Genomic DNA, 20,315 nt, shown 5'->3' on the forward strand with positions numbered 1-20,315 from the left:
CCCGGTACAACCCGTGCGCTAGAGTGGCGGTCCACCTGCTCGACCCGGTTGCCCTCATGTCGCTCCCCCCGATTCCTGATTTCCATGCCTATCCCGATGCCAACGGGCACTTCGGGCGTTACGGTGGCAGCTTCGTCGCCGAGACCCTGGTCGGACCGCTGCAGGAGCTTGCCGCAGCCTACGACCAGGCGCGCAAAGATCCCGCCTTCATCGCCGAATACGACCACGACCTGGCCCATTACGTGGGCCGTCCCAGCCCGATCTACCATGCGCGGCGGCTCAGCGACCACGTTGGCGGTGCGCAGATCCTGCTCAAGCGCGAGGACCTGAACCACACCGGCGCGCACAAGATCAACAACACCATCGGCCAGGCGCTGCTGGCCTCGCGGATGGGCAAGAAGCGCATCATCGCCGAGACCGGCGCCGGCCAGCACGGCGTGGCCAGCGCGACGGTTGCCGCACGCCTGGGCCTGGAATGCGTGGTGTACATGGGCGCCACCGACATCGAACGGCAGAAGATCAACGTCTATCGGATGAAGCTGCTGGGCGCGACCGTGGTGCCGGTGACGTCGGGTTCGGCGACGCTGAAGGATGCCCTCAACGAAGCGATGCGCGACTGGGTCACCAACGTGCAGGACACCTTCTACATCATCGGCACCGTGGCAGGCCCGGATCCGTATCCGCGCATGGTGCGTGACTTCAATGCCATCGTCGGCCGTGAAGCACGCGAACAGATGCTGCTGGAATACGGCCGCCTGCCCGATGCGATCACCGCCTGCGTGGGGGGCGGCAGCAATGCCATCGGCCTGTTCCATGCGTTCCTGAATGATCGTGAGGTGCAGATATTCGGCGCCGAAGCGGCCGGTGACGGCATCGAGACCGGGCGCCATGCCGCCTCCATCGCGGCAGGCCGCCCCGGCGTGCTGCACGGCAACCGCACCTATGTGCTGTGCGATGACGATGGCCAGATCATCGAGACCCACTCGGTGTCCGCTGGCCTGGATTACCCGGGTGTCGGGCCGGAGCACGCGTTCCTGGCCGACAGTGGCCGCGCCACGTACCTGGGCATCACCGATGAGGAGGCCCTGCAGGCCTTCCACCTGCTGTCGCGCACCGAGGGCATCCTGGCGGCGCTGGAGTCCAGCCATGCGCTGGCGCAGGCGATCAAGCTGGCCGGTGAGCGCCCGCGCGACCAGCTGGTGCTGTGCAACCTGTCCGGCCGCGGTGACAAGGACGTGCACACCATCGCCGCGCGCGAAGGCCTGATCCTGTGATGTCTGCCATCCCTGTATTGATTGAAGGACGTGCCTGAAATGCCTGTATCCCGACTTGATGCCCGTTTCCAGCGGCTGCGTGATGCGCAGCGCAAGGCGCTGATTCCCTTCATCACCGCCGGCGATCCATCGCTGGAGGCCACCGTCCCGGTGATGCACGCGCTGGTCCAGGCCGGCGCCGACGTGCTGGAACTGGGCGTGCCGTTTTCCGATCCGATGGCCGATGGCCCGACCATCCAGCGCAGTTCCGAGCGCGCGCTGGCGCGGGGTGCCGGGCTGCGCTACGTGCTGCAGGCGGTCGCTGGATTCCGCCACCGCGACACTGAAACGCCGGTGGTGCTGATGGGCTACCTGAATCCGGTTGAGATCCACGGTTATGTCCGCTTCGCCACCGAGGCGGTTGCCGCTGGCGTGGATGGGATCCTGCTGGTGGACCTGCCGCCGGAAGAAGCGGCGGAGGCCAATGAAGCGTTCGACGCGGCGGGCTTGGCGCTGGTGCTGCTGGCCTCGCCGACCACCAGCGATGCACGTGCCGATACGCTGCTGGGCCTGGCACGCGGTTATCTGTATTACGTGAGTTTCGCCGGTGTTACCGGGGCATCGGACCTGCTCGACCATGATGCGGCGGGCGCCCGCCTGCAGGCGCTGCGCAACCGGGCCAGCGTGCCGGTGGTGGCCGGGTTCGGGATCAAGGATGCGCCCAGTGCGGCGTCGATGGCGCGCCAGGCCGATGGCGTGGTGGTGGGCAGTGCGTTGGTGTCGGTGTTGGCGCAGGCGACCACGGTGGATGAAGCGGTGCAGGCGGCGGGGGCGTTCCTGGCGCCGCTGCGGCAGGCGCTGGACGCTTGACGCTTCTGCAGGGCTGGCGGGGGGCGGGGCGGGGCGGCTGTGCAGGACACGCCGTAAACCCGTCCTTGGGGGGCTCGCTGTTGCCATCCATGGCAACAGACGGTCCTGCACAGCCACCCCGCCCCACCTTCGACAGGTTGCTGGTGGCCTTGGTAGCGCCGACCCATGGTCGGCGGATCATGGCGGCGGGGTGGTGGATGGCGTGGTTTTGCTGCAAACGTACGCTGGGGCACGGTTTTTGGGGGTGCACGGGTGGGGAAGGGCTGAGCTAGACTGTCGGCCTTTGCGGCCTTCGGGCCGCCCTGAACGGAAGTAGCAACCCGCATGAGTTGGCTCAGCAAGTTGATGCCGTCGGGCATCCGCACCGACAACGTCCCCAACAAGAAGCGCAGCGTCCCCGAAGGCCTGTGGGAGAAGTGCAGCAGCTGCGGCAGCGCGCTCTATGGCCCGGAGCTGGAAAAGAACCTGGAGGTCTGCCCCAACTGCGGGCACCACATGGCGATCCGCGCGCGCGCGCGGCTGGCTTCGCTGTTCGACGCCGACAGCATGACCGAGATCGCCGCCCGGCTGGGCCCGAACGATCTGTTGAAGTTCAAGGACCAGAAAAAGTACGCCGAGCGCATCAAGATCGCGCAGAAGAATACCGGTGAGTACGATGCGCTGATCGCCATGCGCGGCCTGCTCAAAGGCCGTCCGCTGGTCGCGTCCTCGTTCGATTTCGCCTTCATGGGTGGCTCGATGGGTTCGGTGGTCGGCGAGCGTTTCGCGCTGGCCGCGGAAACCGCGCTGGAGATCGGTGCACCCTACATCTGCTTCTCCGCCAGCGGCGGCGCGCGCATGCAGGAAGGTCTGTTCTCGTTGATGCAGATGGCCAAGACCTCTGCGGCGCTGGGCAAGCTGCGCGCTGCTGGCCTGCCGTATATTTCGGTGCTGACCCATCCCACCACCGGGGGCGTGTCGGCATCGTTCGCGATGCTCGGCGACATCAACATCGCCGAGCCGCAGGCGCTGATCGGCTTCGCCGGCCCGCGCGTGATCGAGCAGACCGTGCGCGAGAAACTGCCGGAAGGCTTCCAGCGCTCGGAGTTCCTGCTCGAACACGGTGCCATCGACCAGATCTGTGATCGTCGCGAGCTGCGCGACCGGCTCTCCGAGCTTCTGGCGATGATGCGCCGCGAACCTGCGCCGACGGAGGCCTGATGGGAACGCGCAGGTATTTCGGCACCGACGGTATCCGTGGCCGGGTCGGCCAGGGCGTGATCTCGGCTGATTTCGTACTGCGGCTGGGCAATGCGTTCGGCCGCGTGCTGCTGGCCCAGCAGGCGGCGGGCAACCGTCGCCCGATCGTCGTCATCGGCAAGGACACGCGCATTTCCGGCTACATGTTCGAAGCGGCGCTGGAAGCGGGGTTGGTTGCTGCGGGCGTGGACGTGCAGTTGCTGGGACCGATGCCCACGCCGGCTGTTGCCTTCCTGACCCGAACGCTGGGGGCTGACGCCGGCATCGTGATCAGCGCCTCGCACAACCCGCACCATGACAACGGCATCAAGTTCTTTTCCGCCCAGGGCGAGAAGCTGGACGACGCCACCGAAATGGCGCTGGAAGCGGGCATCGATGAGCCGTTCACCACCGCCGAATCGGAAAAGCTGGGCAAGGCGATGCGTGCGCGCGAGGCGATCGGCCGCTACATCGAATTCTGCAAGGCCAGCGTGCCGCGCGACTTCGACCTGCGCGGGGTCCGGCTGGTGCTGGACTGCGCGCATGGCGCGACGTACCACATCGCACCGCTGCTGTTCCGCGAGCTGGGGGCGGAGGTGATCGCCATCGGCGCGGCGCCGGACGGGGTCAACATCAATGACGGCGTCGGCTCGACGCACATCGATAACCTGGCTGCCAAGGTGCGCCAAACCGGTGCCGACCTGGGCATTGCCTTCGACGGTGACGGTGACCGGGTGCTGATGGCCGACGACCAGGGCAACCCGGTCGATGGCGATGACCTGCTGTTCATCCTGGCCCGCGCCTGGCAGGCCGATGGCCGCCTGCGCGGTCCCGTGGTGGGCACGCTGATGACCAACTTCGGGCTGGAACAGGCACTGGAAAAGCTGCAGATTCCGTTCGTGCGCAGCAACGTCGGCGACCGCTACGTGCACCAGGCGCTGGTGGAAGGCGGCGGCGTGCTCGGCGGTGAGGCGTCGGGGCATCTTCTGTGCCTGGATCGCGCCACCACCGGCGATGCCATCGTCAGTGCGCTGCAGGTGCTGGTTGAACTGCGCCGCAGCGGGCAGAGCCTGCGGGAAGCCCTGCAGCCGCTGTCCCGGGTGCCGCAGAAAACAGTCAATGTACGGCTCGGCAACGTGTCGGCCAAGGCCACCGTACAGGCTGCAAGCGTGCAGCAGGCGCTCCTGCAGGCGCAGCAGGCGGTGGCCGGCCGCGGCCGCGCGTTCCTGCGCCCGTCCGGCACTGAACCGGTGGTGCGGGTGACCGTAGAGGCCGACGAGGCCACGCTGATGCAGGAAACGCTGGATCGTTTGTCCGATGCAGTGAAGGCCGCTGCTGCGGCCTGACCCCGTTCCGCGGCGCCGCCGGGCATCGGCGGCGCGCGCGGAGTGCGCAGGGCGTGCCTCAGCGCCGGCGGAACCGGGTCAGTTCGTCCCAGGCCTCGCGCAGGCCGCTGCTGTCCGGCTGCTGCACGGGCAACGGCAGGTAGTCAGGCCCCAGTGCCGTGCTGTTGCCGAATTTATCGAACACGTAGGTATCCGGACCCTGGCGGATGCCACGCTGCGACCAGCTTTCCACCAGCAGCGAACGCGGTGCCATCGGTGCCGGTGCAAGCAGGTCCTGGCCGGTGCTGAAGTCTTCCAGCGGATTTTCGCAGCCCAGTGCATGCCGCATCAGCGTGGGCACCCAGTCCTCATGCGAACTGATGCGCGCCTGCCGCGATGCCGTCATTCCCGGCCAATGCAGCACGAACGGCACCTGCAGTTGGAAGTCGGAGAAATTGCCGTTGTGGCCCCAGTAGTTCAGGCCGAGGTCGTTGAATTCTTCGGCGTGGTCGCCGGTGACCAGCACGATGGTGTTGTCCTCCACGCCGGCTTCGCGCAGTGACTGCAGCAACTGGCTGACCAGACTGTCCGCATAGTGGACGGCGGTGCGGTAGCGATTGCGCTCCGGGGTGGCATCGTGGTCCTGGTCCAGCGCCAGGAAGTTGATGTCCTTGGCCATCGGCGTGTCCAGCGCGGGGTAGCCTTTGGGCAGGTGGTAAGGCGCATGCGTGGCGTCGAGGAAGGCGAAGCCGAACCACGGCGTGCCGGAGGGGGTCGCGCTGATTTCCGCACGCAGCGTGTCGACCAAGTGGCGGTCACGTTCGGCGACGCTGAGTGCCGCCGGTGCGGTCTGCAGCAGCTCCCGCACGTCGGCGAAGGCGGTGCGGTCGAACTCCGGGCTGTACAGCGGCGCGCTGCCATGCAGGTACATCGCATAGCCCTGTTGCTTGAGCACGTCGAACAAAACCGAGCCGCGCTGCTCGGCCAGCATCGGCTGCCAGTAGCCGCCGGGCAGGCCGTACAGCAGACCGAACAGGCCGAAGCGGGTGGCGTTGCCGGTGCTGTAATGTCTCTCGAACACCTGCGATTGCCGGGCCAGCGCCCAGGTGCCGGGCATCGCCTGCGGATCCAGTGCGTCGACGCGCAGCGATTCCAGCACTACCACCAGCACGTTCGGTCGCCGGTGGCTCTGGCAACGCAGCGGGGCGCTCGGGTAGGCCAGTTCACTGAGCTTCGGATCGGTCAGCGTGGCGGCGCGATCAACCACCGGCACGCCCATCGCACGCATCTGCCGCTTGGCGGTGATCGGCTGCGCCCATGGCAGGTAGGCCCACTGGCTGACCACCGCGCGTTCGCCGCGCGCGTCGTAGTAGGCCGTGGCGATCTGGCCCGCCGTCATCAGCACGGCCGCTGCCGTCCATCCGCCCAGCACCCAGGCGCGACGCGGACGCGGTGGCAGCAGCCGCCAGCAGCCCCAGGCCAGCAGCGCCTGGGCAGCGAACACCGCCATGACCACGCTGGCGATCTGCAGCCAGTTGCTCCAGGACAGGCTGACCTGGTCCTGTATTGCGCCGCCGAACACCATGTTCAGCACCATCGCATTGAGGTGGAAGCGGTACAGCGCAAAGACCTTCGCATCCACCATCAGCAGGCACAGCCACAGGCCCTGCATGACCACCGCCGTGATCGTGAGCGGCCGCGCGCTGCGCGTCCACAGGCCGACCAGCAGCGCCGGCAGCATCACCAGCGCGCCGAAGGCAAGGAAATGGCCAGGTACGGCCAGGGCCAGGTACAGCCTGCCGAGCATTCCGCCTGGGTTGGCCGTCCACGGGATGTTGGTCGCGCTGATGCCGATCGCCAGCACAGCGCCTACGGCGGTCATCAAGCTCGCCCATGCGAGGCGCTGCCACCGCAGGGAGGGGGGGGCGGAAGAGGGGCGTGCAGACATCGAGGGGTTCATCGTGCAGGGGAGGACGGCACGCAGGCGTCTGTCGTGGCGGGGGCGCATTGTATCGGCTTGTATCGCTCCGCCGATGCCCGCTGCCGGTAGGCGGCGCTCAGGGGCCGGCGGGCAGGCCCTTGCGACGGGCCTTGAAGCCGTTGAACAGGGGGGCCAGTGCGGGCAGGTAGCTGCAGGCAATGCGCCTGCGCAGCCACCCGGCCGGGCGGTCGCGCACGGCGAAGCGATAGATGTGGCCGGCGTCGCCCCCGATGCGGTTGCGGCCGAACGGGTGCGTTGTATGCAGGTAACGGAATCCGTGCGCGCGGGCGATCTCCACGTGGTCCGCGTCGAAGTCGCCGTAGGGCCAGCACAGTGTGTCCGAGGCGCTGCCCAGTTCCTGCTGCAGCACCTGGCGTGCTTTCGCCAGATCGGCATCCAGCCCGCTTCTACGCTGGCTGCGGTCCAGGTCCTGCCGCTGCAGCCAGCGCGTGTGCGAGTGCGTGTGGCAATGCACTTCGAAGGTGCCGGCGGCGATGGCCGCGCGTGCCTCGTCCCAGCGCATCATCACCTGGTCGGCCTGCCCTTGGCGGAATATCGCGTCTTCGCATCCACGATGGTCCGCCGTGGCGGGCAGCAGTGCGCCGGAATGGCCCGCGTGCGGACGTGCCGGTCCCTGGCCCATCCAGCCGGTAACGACGAAGACCACGGCATGCATGCCATGTGCCTGCAGGATCGGGTGGGCATACACCCAGTTGTCCAGATAACCGTCGTCGAAGGTGATGACGATGGACTTGCGCGGGACCGGCTTGCCGGCCAGGAAGCCGGCGTACTGATCCAGTGTCAACGACGTCCAGCCGGTGTCGGCGAGCCATGCGATCTGGCTTTTGAAGTTCGCCGGGGACACGGTGATCATCCCCGGAGAAGGGCTGACATGATGGTGCATCAACACCGGCACGCTGCGGGCCTTACGCATGTCCAAGTTCCTCCAACCATTGGTAGTAGCAGGCTTCCGTCGCGCGGCAGTGCCCGACGGGGCTGAATCGGTCGTCGCTGCGCATCCAGTCCCAGCCGGCACGGCCCATCTGCCTGCGCAGCCCCGGCTGCTCGACCAGGCGTTGCAGGGCCGTGGTCAATGCGGTTGGATCGCCCGGCTCGACCAGCAGTGCGTTGTCACCTTCGCGCACCATCTCCGGCACGCCGCCAACGCGCGTGGCCACGATGGGCACGCCGACGAAGGCGGCCTCCAGGAATACGGTGCCGGCCGCCTCTTTGTGCGTGGCCAGGGCGAACACGTCCAGTCCTGCCATGAGACGCTGTGCATCGGAACGGTGGCCCAGCAGATGCACCTGCCGCTGCAGCCCCAGCCGCTGGCTGGCGGTGCGCAGTTCGGTCATGACCGGCTCGCCATCTCCGATCACCGCCAGGTGAAGCCAGGGATGGGCGTGGCAGAGCGGCGCGATGGCGCGCAGCAGGTCCATGTGGCCCTTCGGGCGACGAAGCACCGCGACGCAGCCGACCACCACATCACCGGTGTCGAATCCAAGCTCGGCCCGCACCCGGGCGCGGGTATCCTGCAGGCACTGCCAAGGATCCGGTCCGCGCACGCCATGCCATTGCGGCGGCATCGCGATGGGCGGTACCACGCCGATGTGCCCCTCCTGGATGCCTCGCGCCACCAGCTGCTGCTTCACGAAACGGCTGACGGTCAGCACGCGATGGGGCAGGCCGGTGTAGGTCAACAGTGAGTTCACCGGGCTCATCAGATGGCGTGAGCGCACCACCAGCGGCGCGCGCGCCAGGCGCGCACCGGCCGCGGCGATAAGGGCGTCACGGCGGCTGGTGGTGTTCACTACGTCGAAGCGATGCGACCTTACCAGCGCGGCTACCTGGTCGATTCCCCGCAGCAGCCGGACCAATCCGCCCATCCGCAGCCGGTGCACGATGAATCCATTGGCTTGCGCCAATGCGCCCAGGCGAGCGCCTGGCTGGCATAGCAGCGAGACATCATGGCCGCGCGCCCGCATGGCGATCATGTGGCGGAAGATGTAGATCTCCTGGCCACCCAGGCCCATCGCCGCTTCGGTATGCAGAATGCGCAGGGGACGTTGCATGTGGAGCCAGTGCACGCGATGGGGCAGGGAGGCCAGCGTGACGCGGAAGATGCGGGCGCTCGAGCGGCGGAACGTGCGCTGGAGATCAACGATGTTCACTGCGACATACAGGGACGATATCGGCCGGGTCGGAGGGGTGCCCGGCGTGGGCCGTCGGGCCTGATGCGACATGGTGGCGGCGCGCCTGGGGCCGCCTGGGAGGCAACGTGCCGCAGCCTGATCTGTCACAATGCAGGCGCGGAACGCGGCCCGTAGGCAGCGTTTGCCGCTGTCCAGACCCATGACCAACCAGGTACCGTTGTGAGCCAGATCCCCACCCTCGATATCACCCGCTTCGACAGCGACCGCGAGGCCTTCGTGGCCGAGCTGGGCGCCGCCTACCGCCAGTGGGGCTTCGCCGGCATCCGCAACCATGGCATTCCGCAGGCCGACATCGACGCGGCCTACGACGTCTTCAAGGCCTTTTTCGCGCTTCCGGAAGAGGTCAAGCGCCGTTACCACGTCGCCGGCAGCGGCGGCGCGCGTGGCTATACCCAGTTCGGCGTGGAAACGGCGAAGGGCTCCAGCCACTTCGACCTGAAGGAGTTCTGGCACATCGGGCGCGAGATTCCCGATGATTCCAAATACCGCGAGGTGATGGCGCCGAACCTGTGGCCGAGCGAAGTGCCGGAGTTCCGTGAGCGTGGCTATGCGTTGTACCAGGCGTTGGACCACCTGGGTTCGCGGGTGCTGTCTGCCTTGGCGCTGCACATCGGGCTGCCGCAGGATTTCTTCGCCGACAAGACCAACAACGGCAATTCGATCCTGCGTCCGATCCACTACCCGCCGATCACCACCGACGACATTCCCAACGTGCGCGCGGGCGCGCACGGCGACATCAACTTCATCACGCTGCTGGTCGGCGCCAGTGCCGCCGGCCTGGAAGTGCAGTCGCATGATGGCAAGTGGGTGCCGTTCACTTCGGATGCGGACACCATCGTGGTCAACATCGGCGACATGCTGCAGCGGCTGACCAATCATGTGTATCCCTCGACCATCCACCGCGTGGTCAATCCGCCGGGCGAGCTGGCGCGCCAGCCGCGTTATTCGGTGCCGTTCTTCCTGCATCCGAACCCGGATTACCTGATCGACGTGCTGCCCTCGTGCATCACCCCGGAAAATCCGAGCCGGTATCCGGAGCCGATCACCGCCCACGGCTTCCTCGAAGAGCGCCTGCGCGAAATCAAACTGAAGTAGTGCCGGCCGCTGGCCGGCAATCAGGCAACGTCACGGCAACGACAAAGGCTGCAGGGCTGTGTGTTGGCGGGGCGGGGTGGCTGTGCAGGACACGCCACCCCGCCCCGCCATCGACAGGTCCACGGCGGCCTTGGTAGCGCCGACCCATGGTCGGCGGAATGTTTCCGCCAAAGGCCCGCTGCGCTCGCCGACCATGGCTATGCCGGTCGTCCTGACCGGCACCCTGCGGGCCGTCGCAAGCGACGTTGGCAGCGGCTCCTGCCGCTGCCTTCGGCGCTACCGCTTTTCTTTCTTTTATTACGCGGCTGGCGGCCCGGAACCTGTCATGGGTCGGGCGGGGAGGCTATGCGGGGCCTTGAGCGGCAGGAGCCGCGAAGAGCTACAGGGACGTACTTGCGCGTGCCCCGCATAGCCTCCCCGCCCGGCCCACCCGCAGCTCCACCTCTCAAGCCAGCCGCGAGGGGGTCTCACCCGTTCGACTACCCGCAGACACGATGTAACCGGTTACGGCCCAACGGCGGATAATTTCATTCGTTATCATGTCCGGCTGATACGAAACGGAGCCATCGCCCATGCGCCGCAAGATCGTCGCCGGAAACTGGAAACTGCACGGAACCCGTGAGTTCGCCACCACCCTGGTCACCGACATCGCCAACGGGGCGCCGGAGCAGGGGGTCGAGCTGGTGATCCTGCCGCCGCTGCCGTACCTCGGCGAGCTCGCCGATGATTTCGCCGATACCGCCGTTGCCTTTGGTGCCCAGGACGTCAGCAGCAACGAGAAGGGCGCCTACACCGGCGAAGTCTCGGCCAGCATGCTGCACGAAGTGGGGGCCCGTTATGGCCTGGTCGGGCATTCCGAGCGCCGCCAGTACCATCACGAGAGCAGTGAGCTGGTCGCGCGCAAGTTCGCCGCCGCGCTGCATGCCGGCCTGGTGCCGGTGCTGTGCGTGGGGGAGACCCTGGAGCAGCGCGAAGCCGGCCAGACCGAAGCGGTGATCGCCAGCCAGCTGGCTCCGGTGCTGGCGCTGGTCGGCGGGCAGGGCTTCGAAAACGCCGTGGTGGCCTACGAGCCGGTCTGGGCGATCGGCACCGGGCGCACCGCCAGCAAGGCGCAGGCCCAGCAGGTGCATGCCTTCATCCGTGGCGAAGTGGCCAAGGTGGATGCTAGAATCGCCGATTCCCTGACCATCCTTTACGGTGGCAGCGTGAAGCCTGACAATGCCGCCGAGCTGTTCGCACAGCCCGACGTCGATGGCGGGCTGGTGGGTGGCGCCTCGTTGGTGGCCGCCGATTTTCTGGCCATCGCCCAGGCGGCGGCTGCAACCTGATTAGAAGTAGTCCGAGGACGGATTCCAGATGCTGATGTTGATCCTCAATGTCGTTTACGTGCTGGTCGCAGTGGCCATGATCGCGCTGATCCTGATGCAGCGTGGTTCCGGTGCCGCCGCTGGTTCGGGCTTTGGTGCCGGCGCCTCGGGCACGGTGTTCGGCGCGCGTGGTGCCTCCAACTTCATGTCCAAGTCCACCAAGTGGCTGGCCGTGGTGTTTTTTGGCATCAGCCTGTTCATGGCGTGGTATGCCGGCCATGGCAGCCGCCCGGCCGAGCAGCAGGGCCTCGGCCTGATGGCCGCGCCGGCCGCCAGCGTCCCGGCTGCACCAGCGGGTGAGCGTCCGGCCAGCGTGCCGGCGGCCGATCCGGTGCCGGTGCAGCAGCCTGCCCAGCAGCCGGTTCCGGCCGCGACTGTGCCGGCTCAGGCGGAATCTTCAAATTCTGGCGAAGAAAAGCAGCCGGAAGGCTCCCAGAAAGACTGAAGACGGTTACAATACGCCGCGCACTGGATGGATAGTCCAGCGTGATCGTAAGCCCAGGTGGCGGAATTGGTAGACGCACTACCTTGAGGTGGTAGCGACTTAGGTCGTAGGGGTTCGAGTCCCCTCTTGGGCACCATTTAGTAAGTAAAGCGGGTACGTCCGGCGCGCTCTGCGCCGGGTAGCGTTGTCCCCGTCCACTCCCCCATGCCAAAGCGCCTGCAGGCGCGGCGGCAGAGGCAAGAGAGAATCGCTGTGCTGGCCGAATATTTGCCGTCTCTGCTGTTTCTGATCGTCGCTACCGGTATCGGCATCACGCTGATGCTGATTGGACGATTCCTCGGCCCACGCCGTCCCGATCTGCAGAAGCTCTCGCCGTACGAATGCGGCTTCGAGGCTTTTGAAGACGCACGCATGAAGTTCGACGTGCGTTATTACCTGATCGCGATCCAGTTCATCGTCTTCGATCTGGAAATCATCTTCATCGTGCCCTGGACCCAGGTCTTCATGGAGCTCGGCGCGCGTTCGCTGGTCACCATGGGCCTGTTCGTGGGCATGCTGTTCCTCGGCTTCATTTACGTCTGGAAGAAGGGAGCGCTGGAATGGGAGTGATCCAAACTCTCGACGGCCTGATGAACAACCCCACCCCGGAAGGGCGGGTTGACGACATCCTGCGACCGGCTGGCGATAATCCGCTGCTGGAAAAGGGCTATGTCACCACCAGCGTCGATGCCCTGTTGAACTGGGCCCGTACCGGTTCGATGTGGCCGATGACCTTCGGCCTGGCCTGCTGCGCCGTTGAAATGATGCACGCCGGTGCCGCGCGCCTGGACCTGGACCGTTACGGCGTGGTGTTCCGCCCGTCGCCGCGCCAGTCCGACGTGATGATCGTGGCCGGTACGCTGGTCAACAAGATGGCCCCGGCGCTGCGCAAGGTCTACGACCAGATGCCGGACCCGAAGTGGGTCATCTCGATGGGGAGCTGCGCCAACGGTGGCGGCTACTACCATTACTCCTATTCGGTTGTTCGCGGTTGCGATCGCGTGGTGCCGGTGGACATCTACGTCCCGGGCTGCCCGCCAACCGCCGAAGCGCTGGTGTACGGGATCCTGCAGCTGCAGAAGAAGATCTGGCGTACGCAGACCATCGCCCGCTGACCCTTCCACACTACAAGAGCGCGCCAAGCCCCCATGGCAGAGCAAGCATCCTTCATCGACCGACTTTCCGCCCGCTTCACCGGCGGCAAGGTCATCGTGGTCGAACCCCGCGGCGAAGTGACGCTGGAAGTGCCTGCCTCGGATTGGCACGCCACCGCGCTCGCGTTGCGTGACGAATTTGGTTTCGAGCAGTCCGTCGACCTGTGCGGCGTGGATTACCTCGGTTACGGCTCTGACGAATGGGACACCGCTGACGTGTCCTCGCAGGGCTTCAGCCGCGGTGTCGAAGGCAAGGGCGCGGGCCGCTTTGCCTGGGGTGAATTCCCCAGCGAAGAAGATGCCGGCGGCGCACAGCCGCAGCACATGCCGACCCAGCGCTTTGCCGTGGTCGCGCAGCTGCGTTCGTACCAGCACAACCTGATGCTGCACCTGCGCTGCTTCGCTCCGAACGAGGGCCTGCCGGTCGTGCGTTCGCTGACCGACGTGTGGCCGGGCCTGAACTGGTTCGAGCGCGAAGCGTTCGATCTGTTCGGCGTCATCTTCGAAGGCCACCCGGACCTGCGCCGCATCCTGACCGACTACGGATTCGTCGGCCATCCGTTCCGCAAGGACTTCCCGCTGATCGGCAACGTCGAAGTGCGTTACGACGAAGAGAAGAAGCGCGTGGTCTATGAGCCGGTCACCTCGGTGGAGCCGCGCGTCGGCGTGCCGCGCGTGATCCGTGACGACGCCCGCCTGCAGACCGCAGCCGGCGAGCGTTCGCAGGAGGCAATGAAGTGAGTGCACAGGTCATCAAGCCGGTCGAACAGGCGCACGGCGCCTTCGCCAGCAACGCTGCCGAGAACCGGCAGGAAATCCGCAATTACACGATGAATTTCGGCCCCCAGCATCCGGCCGCGCACGGTGTGCTGCGCCTGATCCTGGAAATGGACGGCGAAACCATCATGCGTGCCGACCCGCACGTCGGCCTGCTGCACCGTGGCACCGAAAAGCTGGCCGAATCCAAGCCGTTCAACCAGTCCATCGGTTACATGGACCGCCTGGATTACGTGTCGATGATGTGCAACGAGCACGCTTACGTGCGTGCCATCGAGACCCTGATGGGGATCGAAGCGCCGGAGCGTGCGCAGTACATCCGCACCATGTTCGACGAGATCACCCGCATCCTGAACCACCTGATGTGGCTGGGTTCCAACGCGCTCGACCTGGGTGCGATGGCGGTGATGCTGTACGCCTTCCGTGAGCGCGAAGAGCTGATGGACTGCTACGAAGCAGTGTCCGGCGCCCGCATGCACGCGGCGTACTACCGTCCGGGCGGCGTCTACCGCGACCTGCCGGACCACATGCCGAAGTACAAGGAATCGCGCTGGCACAAGGGCAACGCCCTGAAGCAGTTGAACGCATCGCGCGAAGGCTCGCTGCTCGATTTCATCGAGAACTTCACCAACGAATTCCCGGGCCGCGTCGACGAGTACGAAACCCTGCTCACCGACAACCGCATCTGGAAGCAGCGTACCGTCGGCATCGGCGTGGTCACCCCGGAGCTGGCCCACCAGTGGGGCATGACCGGCGTGATGCTGCGGGGTTCGGGCGTTGCCTGGGACCTGCGCAAGAAGCGTCCGTACGCCAAGTACGATGCCGTCGATTTCGACATCCCGCTGGGCAAGGAAGGCGACTGCTACGACCGCTACCTGTGCCGCGTGGCCGAGATGCGCGAGTCCAACCGCATCATCAAGCAGTGCGTAGCGTGGCTGAAGGCCAACCCGGGCCCGGTGATCGTCAACAACTTCAAGGTCGCGCCGCCGTCCCGCGAGGCGATGAAGGACGACATGGAAGCGCTGATCCACCACTTCAAGCTGTTCAGTGAAGGCTACTGCGTGCCGGCCGGCGAAACCTATGCCGCCGTCGAAGCGCCGAAGGGTGAGTTCGGCTGCTACCTGATGTCCGACGGCGCCAACAAGCCGTTCCGCGTGCACCTGCGTGCGCCGGGCTTCGCCCACCTGTCCTCGATCGATTCGATCGTGCGCGGCCACATGCTGGCCGACGTGGTGGCGATGATCGGTACCTACGATCTGGTGTTCGGCGAGGTCGACCGGTGAACCCGGCCGATCTGACCCTCTTTCCTGCAGGCAGCCGGCGCAAGCCGGCGCCGCAGCATATGGAATTCCAAGACATGCATTTCGCTGAGGTCGGCCGATGAAGGCGACAGGTAATTTCGAGGCGGCGCGCGACGTCGATCCGATGGTGGTGCTGAGCGACAAGACCCGTGCTCACATCGATCACTGGCTGTCCAAGTTCCCGCCGGACCGCAAGCGCTCGGCCGTGCTGCAGGGCCTGCACGCCGCGCAGGAGCAGAATGCCGGCTGGCTGACCGACGAGCTGATCGCCGGGGTGGCCAAGTACCTGGACCTGCCGCCGGTGTGGGCCTACGAGGTCGCCAGCTTCTACTCGATGTTCGAGCTGGAGAAGGTCGGTCGCCACAACGTGGCGTTCTGCACCAACATCAGCTGCTGGTTGAACGGTGCCGAGGACCTGGTCGCGCACGCCGAGAAGAAACTCGGTTGCCGCACCGGTCAGTCCACCGCTGACGGACGTATCTATCTCAAGCGCGAAGAAGAGTGCCTGGCCGGTTGTGCCGGTGCACCGATGATGGTCATCAACGGCCATTACCACGAGCGCCTGACCGTCGAGAAAGTCGACGAGCTGCTGGACGGGTTGGAGTAAGCCATGGCACATCATCACGCACCCAGTGGTCCGGTCGGTCCCGCACCGTTGCCGCACCAGGTGGTCTACACCACCCTGCATTACGACACCCCGTGGTCGTACGAAAGCTACCTCAAGACCGGTGGTTATGCCGCCCTGCGCAAGATCCTCGAAGAGAAGATCCCGCCGGAGCAGGTCATCGAGATGGTCAAGCAGTCCAACCTGCGCGGCCGTGGCGGCGCCGGTTTCCCGACCGGACTGAAGTGGTCCTTCATGCCCAAGGGCACGATGCAGAAGTACATCCTGTGCAATTCGGATGAATCCGAGCCGGGTACCTGCAAGGACCGCGACATCCTGCGTTACAACCCGCATTCGGTGGTGGAAGGCATGGCGATCGCCTGCTACGCCACCGGCAGCACCGTGGGCTACAACTACCTGCGTGGCGAGTTCCACCACGAGCCGTTCGAGAACTTCGAACAGGCCCTGGCCGACGCGTACGCCAACGGCTGGCTGGGCAAGGACATCCTCGGCAGCGGCGTGGACATCGATATCTACGGTGCGCTGGGCGCCGGCGCCTACATCTGCGGCGAAGAGACCGCGCTGATGGAATCGCTGGAAGGCAAGAAGGGCCAGCCGCGCTACAAGCCGCCGTTCCCGGCGAACTTCGGCCTGTACGGCAAACCCAGCACCATCAACAACACCGAGACCTATGCCTCGGTGCCGGCGATCATCCGCAATGGACCGGAATGGTTCCAGGGCCTGTCGCTGACCAAGAACGGCGGGCCGAAGATCTTCTCGGTGTCCGGCTGCGTGCAGAAGGGGGGCAACTTCGAGGTACCGCTCGGCACCACCTTCGACGAGCTGCTGGAAATGGCCGGCGGCCTGAAGCCGGGCCGCACGCTGAAGGGCGCGGTCCCGGGCGGCGTGTCGATGCCGGTGCTGAAGGCCGACGAGCTGAAGGGCCTGCAGATGGACTACGACACCCTGCGTGCACTCGGCACCGGCCTGGGGTCGGGCGCCATCGTGGTGCTGGATGACAGCGTGTGCTGCGTCAAGTTCGCCTGCCGCATCAGCCAGTTCTTCCACAAGGAATCCTGTGGCCAGTGCACCCCGTGCCGTGAAGGCACCGGCTGGATGCACCGGGTGCTGGAGCGCATCGTCGCCGGCAAGGCCACGATGGAAGACCTGCACCAGTTGAAGGCCGTGGCCGGCCAGATCGAAGGCCACACCATCTGTGCGTTCGGTGAAGCGGCGGCATGGCCCATCCAGGGTTTCCTGCGCCAGTTCTGGGACGAATTCGAGTACTACATCGTCAACGGTCATTCGATGGTTGACGGCAAGAAGGTGGAGGCTGCTGCCGCATGAGCGCGCAACCCGTAACGCCCAACGTGCCACCGGACCACGTGACCGTCGAAATCGACGGCCAGTCGCTGGTGGTGCCCAAGGGTTCGATGATCATCCAGGCCGCCGACAAGGCAGGCATCCCGATCCCGCGCTTCTGCTACCACGAGAAGCTGCCGATCGCCGCCAACTGCCGGATGTGCCTGGTGGACGTGGAGAAGTCGCCGAAGCCGGCGCCTGCCTGCGCCACGCCGGTGATGGATGGCATGAAGGTTGCCACCCGCAGCGAGAAAGCGCTGAAGTTCCAGCGTTCGGTGATGGAGTTCCTGCTCATCAACCATCCGCTGGACTGCCCGGTCTGCGACCAGGGCGGTGAGTGCGAGCTGCAGGACGTATCGCTGGGCTATGGCCGTTCGGTCAGCCGCTTCAACGAGCGCAAGCGCGTGGTGGTGGACGAGGACATGGGGCCGCTGGTGGCCACCGAGATGACCCGCTGCATCCAGTGCACCCGCTGCGTCCGCTTCACCGCCGACGTGGCCGGCACCTATGAACTGGGCGGCATGTACCGCGGTGAGAACCTGCAGATCGGCACCTACGACGGCAAGCCGTTGACCACCGAGCTGTCCGGCAACGTGGTGGATGTGTGCCCGGTGGGCGCGCTGACCAACAAGGTGTTCCAGTTCCGTGCGCGTCCGTGGGAACTGACCGCGCGCGAATCGCTGGGCTACCACGATGCGATGGGCTCCAACCTGTTCCTGCACGTGCGTCGCGGCGAAGTGCTGCGCACCGTGCCGCGCGACAACGAGCTGGTCAACGAATGCTGGCTGTCCGATCGTGACCGCTACTCGCACCAGGGCCTGTACAGCGAAGACCGTGCGGTCAAGCCGCTGCGCAAGGTCAATGGCGAGTGGAAGGAAGTGAGCTGGGCCGAAGGCCTGGCTGCCGCCGCTGACATCCTGAAGGCCCACCAGGGCGACGCCCTGGGCGTGCTGGTACACCCGTCCACCTCGAACGAGGAGGGCGCGCTGCTGGCCCGCCTGGCATCGGGCCTGGGTTCGACCAACATCGACCACCGCATCAACAACCGCGACTTCTCCGACGCCTCCACCGCCGAAGTGTTCGGGCTGCCGCTGGCCGAAATCGAAGGTGCCGACCAGATCGTGGTGCTGGGCAGCAACATCCGTCACGAACTTCCGCTGCTGCATGCCCGCCTGCGCAAGGCGCAGACCAGCAATGGCGCGAAGATCCACGTGGTCAACCCGGTCGATTTCGACTTCGCTTTCAGCATCGCCAGCAAGCAGATCGTCGCCCCGTCGACCTTCGCCGGCGCGCTGGAAAACGCAGACCTGCGTTCGGCGGTGCAGGGCGGTCGCAACACCGTGCTGATCGTTGGTGGCATCGCCGAAAACCACCCGCAGGCCGCTGCGATCCGCGCCGCTGCGCGTGATTTCGCCGCTGCAACCGGTGCCAGGCTGTGCCGTATCCCGCAGGGCGCCAACGCCATCGGCCTGACCCGCGCCGGCGTGCTGCCGGCCGGCAAGGATGTGGCGGGCATGCTGGCGCAGCCGCGCCAGGCCTACGTCGTCTACGGCCTGGAGCCGGGCCTGGATTTCGCCGACGCCCCCGCCGCCCGCAAGGCGCTGGCCGGTGCCCAGGTAGTGGCCTTCAGCCAGTTCGCCTGCGCCTCCACCCGCGATGTCGCCGACGTGATCCTGCCGATCGGCGCACTGCCGGAAATCGACGCCACGCTGACCAATCTCGATGGTCGCTCGCAGTCGGCACGCGCCGGCGGCAAGCTGCCGGGTGAGGCCCGCGAGGGCTGGCGCGTGCTGCGCGCCCTGGGTGGCGAAATGGCACTGGCCGGTTTCGAGTTCATCGACCTGGCCGGCCTGCGCGCCAGCCTGGCACCGGTGAGCGTGACCGTCGCCGCTTCGTCGGCCGCTCCCGTGGCCAGCGAAGGCCTGGAAGTGGCTTCGACCGCGGCGATCTACCGCACCGACGCGGTGGTCCGTCGTGCACCGGCGCTGCAGTCGCATCCGCTCAACACCGCCCCGCGCATCGTGCTCAATGCCACCGATGCCGCCCGCCTGCAGCTGCAGGAAGGCCAGATGGCCAAGGTCGGCACCGAGGCCGGCCGCGCCACGCTGCAGGTGGTGGTCGACGCCCGCGTCGCCGCGGGTTCGGTCTGGATTGAATCGGGCCACGGTGCAACCGCACCGCTGGGCGCCGCACGCGTAACGGTGGTGGCTGCATGAACGAATTGCTGTTGAACGCAGTGGACCCGCTGCACCAGTGGCTGCTTGGCCTTGGTGAGATCGGCGCCCTGCTGTGGATCATCCTGAAGATCCTGGTGATCACCATGCCGGTGATCATTTCGGTGGCCTTCTACGTGGTCTGGGAACGCAAGCTGATCGGCTGGATGCACGTCCGCCACGGCCCGATGTACGTGGGCATGGGCATCTTCCAGGCCTTCGCCGACGTCTTCAAGCTGCTGTTCAAGGAAGTGCTGCAGCCGGCCAACGCGCACAAGGTGTTGTTCCTGCTGGCGCCGTTGATCACCCTGGCGCCGGCCTTCGCGGCCTGGTCGGTGGTGCCCTTCGATGCGCAGCTGGTGCTGTCCAACGCCAACGCCGGCCTGCTGTACCTGCTGGCGATGACCTCGCTGGGCGTGTACGGCATCATCCTGGCCGGTTGGGCATCCAACTCCAAGTACGCCTTCCTCGGTGCGATGCGCGCCTCGGCGCAGATGATCAGCTACGAAATCGCCATGGGCTTTGCCCTGGTCGGCGTGATGATCGCCTCGGGCAGCCTCAACCTGACCGGCATCGTGATGGCGCAGGCCGGCAACTCCGGCTTCCTGGACTGGTTCCTGCTGCCGCTGTTCCCGCTGTTCGTCGTGTACTGGGTGTCCGGCGTGGCCGAAACCAACCGCGCGCCGTTCGACGTGGTGGAAGGCGAATCGGAAATCGTCGCCGGCCACATGGTGGAATACTCCGGCGGTGCCTTCGCGCTGTTCTTCCTGGCCGAATACGCGAACATGATCCTGATCAGCTTCCTGATCGCGATCTTCTTCCTCGGTGGCTGGTTGAGCCCGATCCAGGGCTGGGTGAACCCGGGCGCCATCTCGCCGTTCATCGACTGGATCTGGACCGGTGGCTGGCCGTGGCTGTTCATCAAGGTGTTCTTCTTCGCCAGCGCCTACATCTGGTTCCGTGCCAGCTTCCCGCGCTTCCGCTATGACCAGATCATGCGGCTGGGCTGGAAGGTCTTCATCCCGCTGACCATTTTCTGGATCGCGGTCACCGCCTTGATGGTGTTCTTCGGCGTGATTCAAAAGGGTGTCTAACGTA

General features: G+C 66.1%; 18 protein-coding genes and 1 tRNA gene. 16 read left to right on the forward strand and 3 right to left on the reverse strand.

The features are described from left to right. Window positions 1-56 precede the first annotated feature (56 nt). The 4 genes from trpB to glmM all read left to right on the forward strand — a co-directional run bounded on the left by trpB (window position 57) and on the right by glmM (window position 4,687). Window positions 57-1,274, forward strand: a complete 1,218-nt coding sequence (gene trpB / locus CXG43_RS15400; protein WP_101100777.1) for a tryptophan synthase subunit beta — start codon at window positions 57-59, stop codon at window positions 1,272-1,274. 39 nt (window positions 1,275-1,313) lie between these two features. Beyond that, the gene (gene trpA / locus CXG43_RS15405) at window positions 1,314-2,123 is read left to right on the forward strand and encodes a tryptophan synthase subunit alpha (protein WP_101100721.1); all 810 of its coding nucleotides are present in this window, start codon (window positions 1,314-1,316) and stop codon (window positions 2,121-2,123) included. A gap of 324 nt (window positions 2,124-2,447) precedes the next feature. Beyond that, the gene (gene accD, locus CXG43_RS15410; RefSeq protein ID WP_042615364.1) at window positions 2,448-3,323 is read left to right on the forward strand and encodes an acetyl-CoA carboxylase, carboxyltransferase subunit beta; all 876 of its coding nucleotides are present in this window, start codon (window positions 2,448-2,450) and stop codon (window positions 3,321-3,323) included. After that, window positions 3,323-4,687: a phosphoglucosamine mutase gene (glmM, locus tag CXG43_RS15415; RefSeq protein WP_101100722.1), complete on the forward strand. Its 1,365-nt coding sequence runs from the start codon at window positions 3,323-3,325 to the stop codon at window positions 4,685-4,687. The genes accD and glmM overlap by 1 nt, the downstream gene beginning before the upstream one ends. A 58-nt stretch (window positions 4,688-4,745) precedes the next feature. Here glmM and CXG43_RS15420 read toward each other — a convergent pair whose 3' ends face one another. The 3 genes from CXG43_RS15420 to CXG43_RS15430 all read right to left on the reverse strand — a co-directional run bounded on the left by CXG43_RS15420 (window position 4,746) and on the right by CXG43_RS15430 (window position 8,719). Beyond that, complete coding sequence (locus CXG43_RS15420; RefSeq protein ID WP_101100723.1) at window positions 4,746-6,626, reverse strand: sulfatase-like hydrolase/transferase; 1,881 nt, start codon at window positions 6,624-6,626, stop codon at window positions 4,746-4,748. Between the two features lie 97 nt (window positions 6,627-6,723). Beyond that, entirely contained in the window at window positions 6,724-7,581 is an 858-nt protein-coding gene (locus CXG43_RS15425) for a polysaccharide deacetylase family protein (protein WP_101100724.1), read from the reverse strand. Beyond that, window positions 7,574-8,719 (reverse strand): glycosyltransferase family 4 protein, encoded by a 1,146-nt coding sequence (locus CXG43_RS15430; protein ID WP_101100778.1) that lies wholly within the window; start codon window positions 8,717-8,719, stop codon window positions 7,574-7,576. Before CXG43_RS15430 ends, CXG43_RS15425 begins: the two co-directional genes overlap by 8 nt. Before the next feature lie 300 nt (window positions 8,720-9,019). Here CXG43_RS15430 and CXG43_RS15435 point away from each other — a divergent pair, with 300 nt between their 5' ends. The 12 genes from CXG43_RS15435 to nuoH all read left to right on the forward strand — a co-directional run bounded on the left by CXG43_RS15435 (window position 9,020) and on the right by nuoH (window position 20,311). Further along, the gene (locus CXG43_RS15435; RefSeq protein ID WP_101100725.1) at window positions 9,020-9,955 is read left to right on the forward strand and encodes a 2-oxoglutarate and iron-dependent oxygenase domain-containing protein; all 936 of its coding nucleotides are present in this window, start codon (window positions 9,020-9,022) and stop codon (window positions 9,953-9,955) included. A gap of 572 nt (window positions 9,956-10,527) precedes the next feature. Next, window positions 10,528-11,283 (forward strand): triose-phosphate isomerase, encoded by a 756-nt coding sequence (gene tpiA, locus CXG43_RS15440; protein WP_101100726.1) that lies wholly within the window; start codon window positions 10,528-10,530, stop codon window positions 11,281-11,283. A gap of 28 nt (window positions 11,284-11,311) precedes the next feature. Next, window positions 11,312-11,767, forward strand: coding sequence for a preprotein translocase subunit SecG (gene secG, locus CXG43_RS15445; RefSeq protein WP_101100727.1), 456 nt, complete (start codon window positions 11,312-11,314; stop codon window positions 11,765-11,767). A 51-nt stretch (window positions 11,768-11,818) separates the two neighbouring features. After that, a tRNA-Leu gene (locus CXG43_RS15450) sits at window positions 11,819-11,903 on the forward strand. Between the two features lie 116 nt (window positions 11,904-12,019). Continuing rightward, window positions 12,020-12,376 carry an NADH-quinone oxidoreductase subunit A gene (locus CXG43_RS15455; RefSeq protein ID WP_042614960.1) on the forward strand — a complete coding sequence of 119 codons (357 nt, stop codon included), beginning with the start codon at window positions 12,020-12,022 and terminating at the stop codon, window positions 12,374-12,376. Next, complete coding sequence (locus CXG43_RS15460) at window positions 12,367-12,921, forward strand: NADH-quinone oxidoreductase subunit B (RefSeq protein WP_042614961.1); 555 nt, start codon at window positions 12,367-12,369, stop codon at window positions 12,919-12,921. Before CXG43_RS15455 ends, CXG43_RS15460 begins: the two co-directional genes overlap by 10 nt. A gap of 33 nt (window positions 12,922-12,954) precedes the next feature. Beyond that, window positions 12,955-13,701, forward strand: coding sequence for an NADH-quinone oxidoreductase subunit C (locus CXG43_RS15465; RefSeq protein ID WP_101100728.1), 747 nt, complete (start codon window positions 12,955-12,957; stop codon window positions 13,699-13,701). An 89-nt stretch (window positions 13,702-13,790) separates the two neighbouring features. After that, window positions 13,791-15,020 carry an NADH-quinone oxidoreductase subunit D gene (locus CXG43_RS15470; RefSeq protein ID WP_197974278.1) on the forward strand — a complete coding sequence of 410 codons (1,230 nt, stop codon included), beginning with the start codon at window positions 13,791-13,793 and terminating at the stop codon, window positions 15,018-15,020. Between the two features lie 97 nt (window positions 15,021-15,117). After that, window positions 15,118-15,645, forward strand: coding sequence for an NADH-quinone oxidoreductase subunit NuoE (nuoE, locus tag CXG43_RS15475; RefSeq protein ID WP_042614963.1), 528 nt, complete (start codon window positions 15,118-15,120; stop codon window positions 15,643-15,645). A 3-nt stretch (window positions 15,646-15,648) separates the two neighbouring features. After that, window positions 15,649-16,989: an NADH-quinone oxidoreductase subunit NuoF gene (nuoF, locus tag CXG43_RS15480; RefSeq protein WP_101100729.1), complete on the forward strand. Its 1,341-nt coding sequence runs from the start codon at window positions 15,649-15,651 to the stop codon at window positions 16,987-16,989. Further along, window positions 16,986-19,220 (forward strand): NADH-quinone oxidoreductase subunit NuoG, encoded by a 2,235-nt coding sequence (gene nuoG, locus CXG43_RS15485; RefSeq protein WP_101100730.1) that lies wholly within the window; start codon window positions 16,986-16,988, stop codon window positions 19,218-19,220. The genes nuoF and nuoG overlap by 4 nt, the downstream gene beginning before the upstream one ends. After that, on the forward strand, window positions 19,217-20,311 hold the full coding sequence (gene nuoH / locus CXG43_RS15490) for an NADH-quinone oxidoreductase subunit NuoH (RefSeq protein WP_042614966.1): 1,095 nt from the start codon (window positions 19,217-19,219) through the stop codon (window positions 20,309-20,311). Before nuoG ends, nuoH begins: the two co-directional genes overlap by 4 nt. The last annotated feature ends 4 nt before the right edge of the window (window positions 20,312-20,315 follow it).

The sequence above is a fragment of the Stenotrophomonas sp. Bg11-02 genome, from assembly GCF_002836635.1.
Classification (GTDB): domain Bacteria; phylum Pseudomonadota; class Gammaproteobacteria; order Xanthomonadales; family Xanthomonadaceae; genus Stenotrophomonas; species Stenotrophomonas lacuserhaii.

Coding starts and splice junctions, on each gene's coding strand:
- trpB (WP_101100777.1), top strand. CDS start 57: ATGTCGCTCCCCCCGATTCCTGATTTCCATGCCTATCCCGATGCCAAC.
- CXG43_RS15465 (WP_101100728.1), top strand. CDS start 12,955: ATGGCAGAGCAAGCATCCTTCATCGACCGACTTTCCGCCCGCTTCACC.
- CXG43_RS15425 (WP_101100724.1), bottom strand. CDS start 7,581: ATGCGTAAGGCCCGCAGCGTGCCGGTGTTGATGCACCATCATGTCAGC.
- nuoG (WP_101100730.1), top strand. CDS start 16,986: ATGAGCGCGCAACCCGTAACGCCCAACGTGCCACCGGACCACGTGACC.
- nuoF (WP_101100729.1), top strand. CDS start 15,649: ATGGCACATCATCACGCACCCAGTGGTCCGGTCGGTCCCGCACCGTTG.
- CXG43_RS15460 (WP_042614961.1), top strand. CDS start 12,367: ATGGGAGTGATCCAAACTCTCGACGGCCTGATGAACAACCCCACCCCG.
- glmM (WP_101100722.1), top strand. CDS start 3,323: ATGGGAACGCGCAGGTATTTCGGCACCGACGGTATCCGTGGCCGGGTC.
- CXG43_RS15420 (WP_101100723.1), bottom strand. CDS start 6,626: ATGAACCCCTCGATGTCTGCACGCCCCTCTTCCGCCCCCCCCTCCCTG.
- nuoH (WP_042614966.1), top strand. CDS start 19,217: ATGAACGAATTGCTGTTGAACGCAGTGGACCCGCTGCACCAGTGGCTG.
- tpiA (WP_101100726.1), top strand. CDS start 10,528: ATGCGCCGCAAGATCGTCGCCGGAAACTGGAAACTGCACGGAACCCGT.
- CXG43_RS15430 (WP_101100778.1), bottom strand. CDS start 8,719: ATGCAACGTCCCCTGCGCATTCTGCATACCGAAGCGGCGATGGGCCTG.
- secG (WP_101100727.1), top strand. CDS start 11,312: ATGCTGATGTTGATCCTCAATGTCGTTTACGTGCTGGTCGCAGTGGCC.
- trpA (WP_101100721.1), top strand. CDS start 1,314: ATGCCTGTATCCCGACTTGATGCCCGTTTCCAGCGGCTGCGTGATGCG.
- accD (WP_042615364.1), top strand. CDS start 2,448: ATGAGTTGGCTCAGCAAGTTGATGCCGTCGGGCATCCGCACCGACAAC.
- nuoE (WP_042614963.1), top strand. CDS start 15,118: ATGAAGGCGACAGGTAATTTCGAGGCGGCGCGCGACGTCGATCCGATG.
- CXG43_RS15470 (WP_197974278.1), top strand. CDS start 13,791: ATGAATTTCGGCCCCCAGCATCCGGCCGCGCACGGTGTGCTGCGCCTG.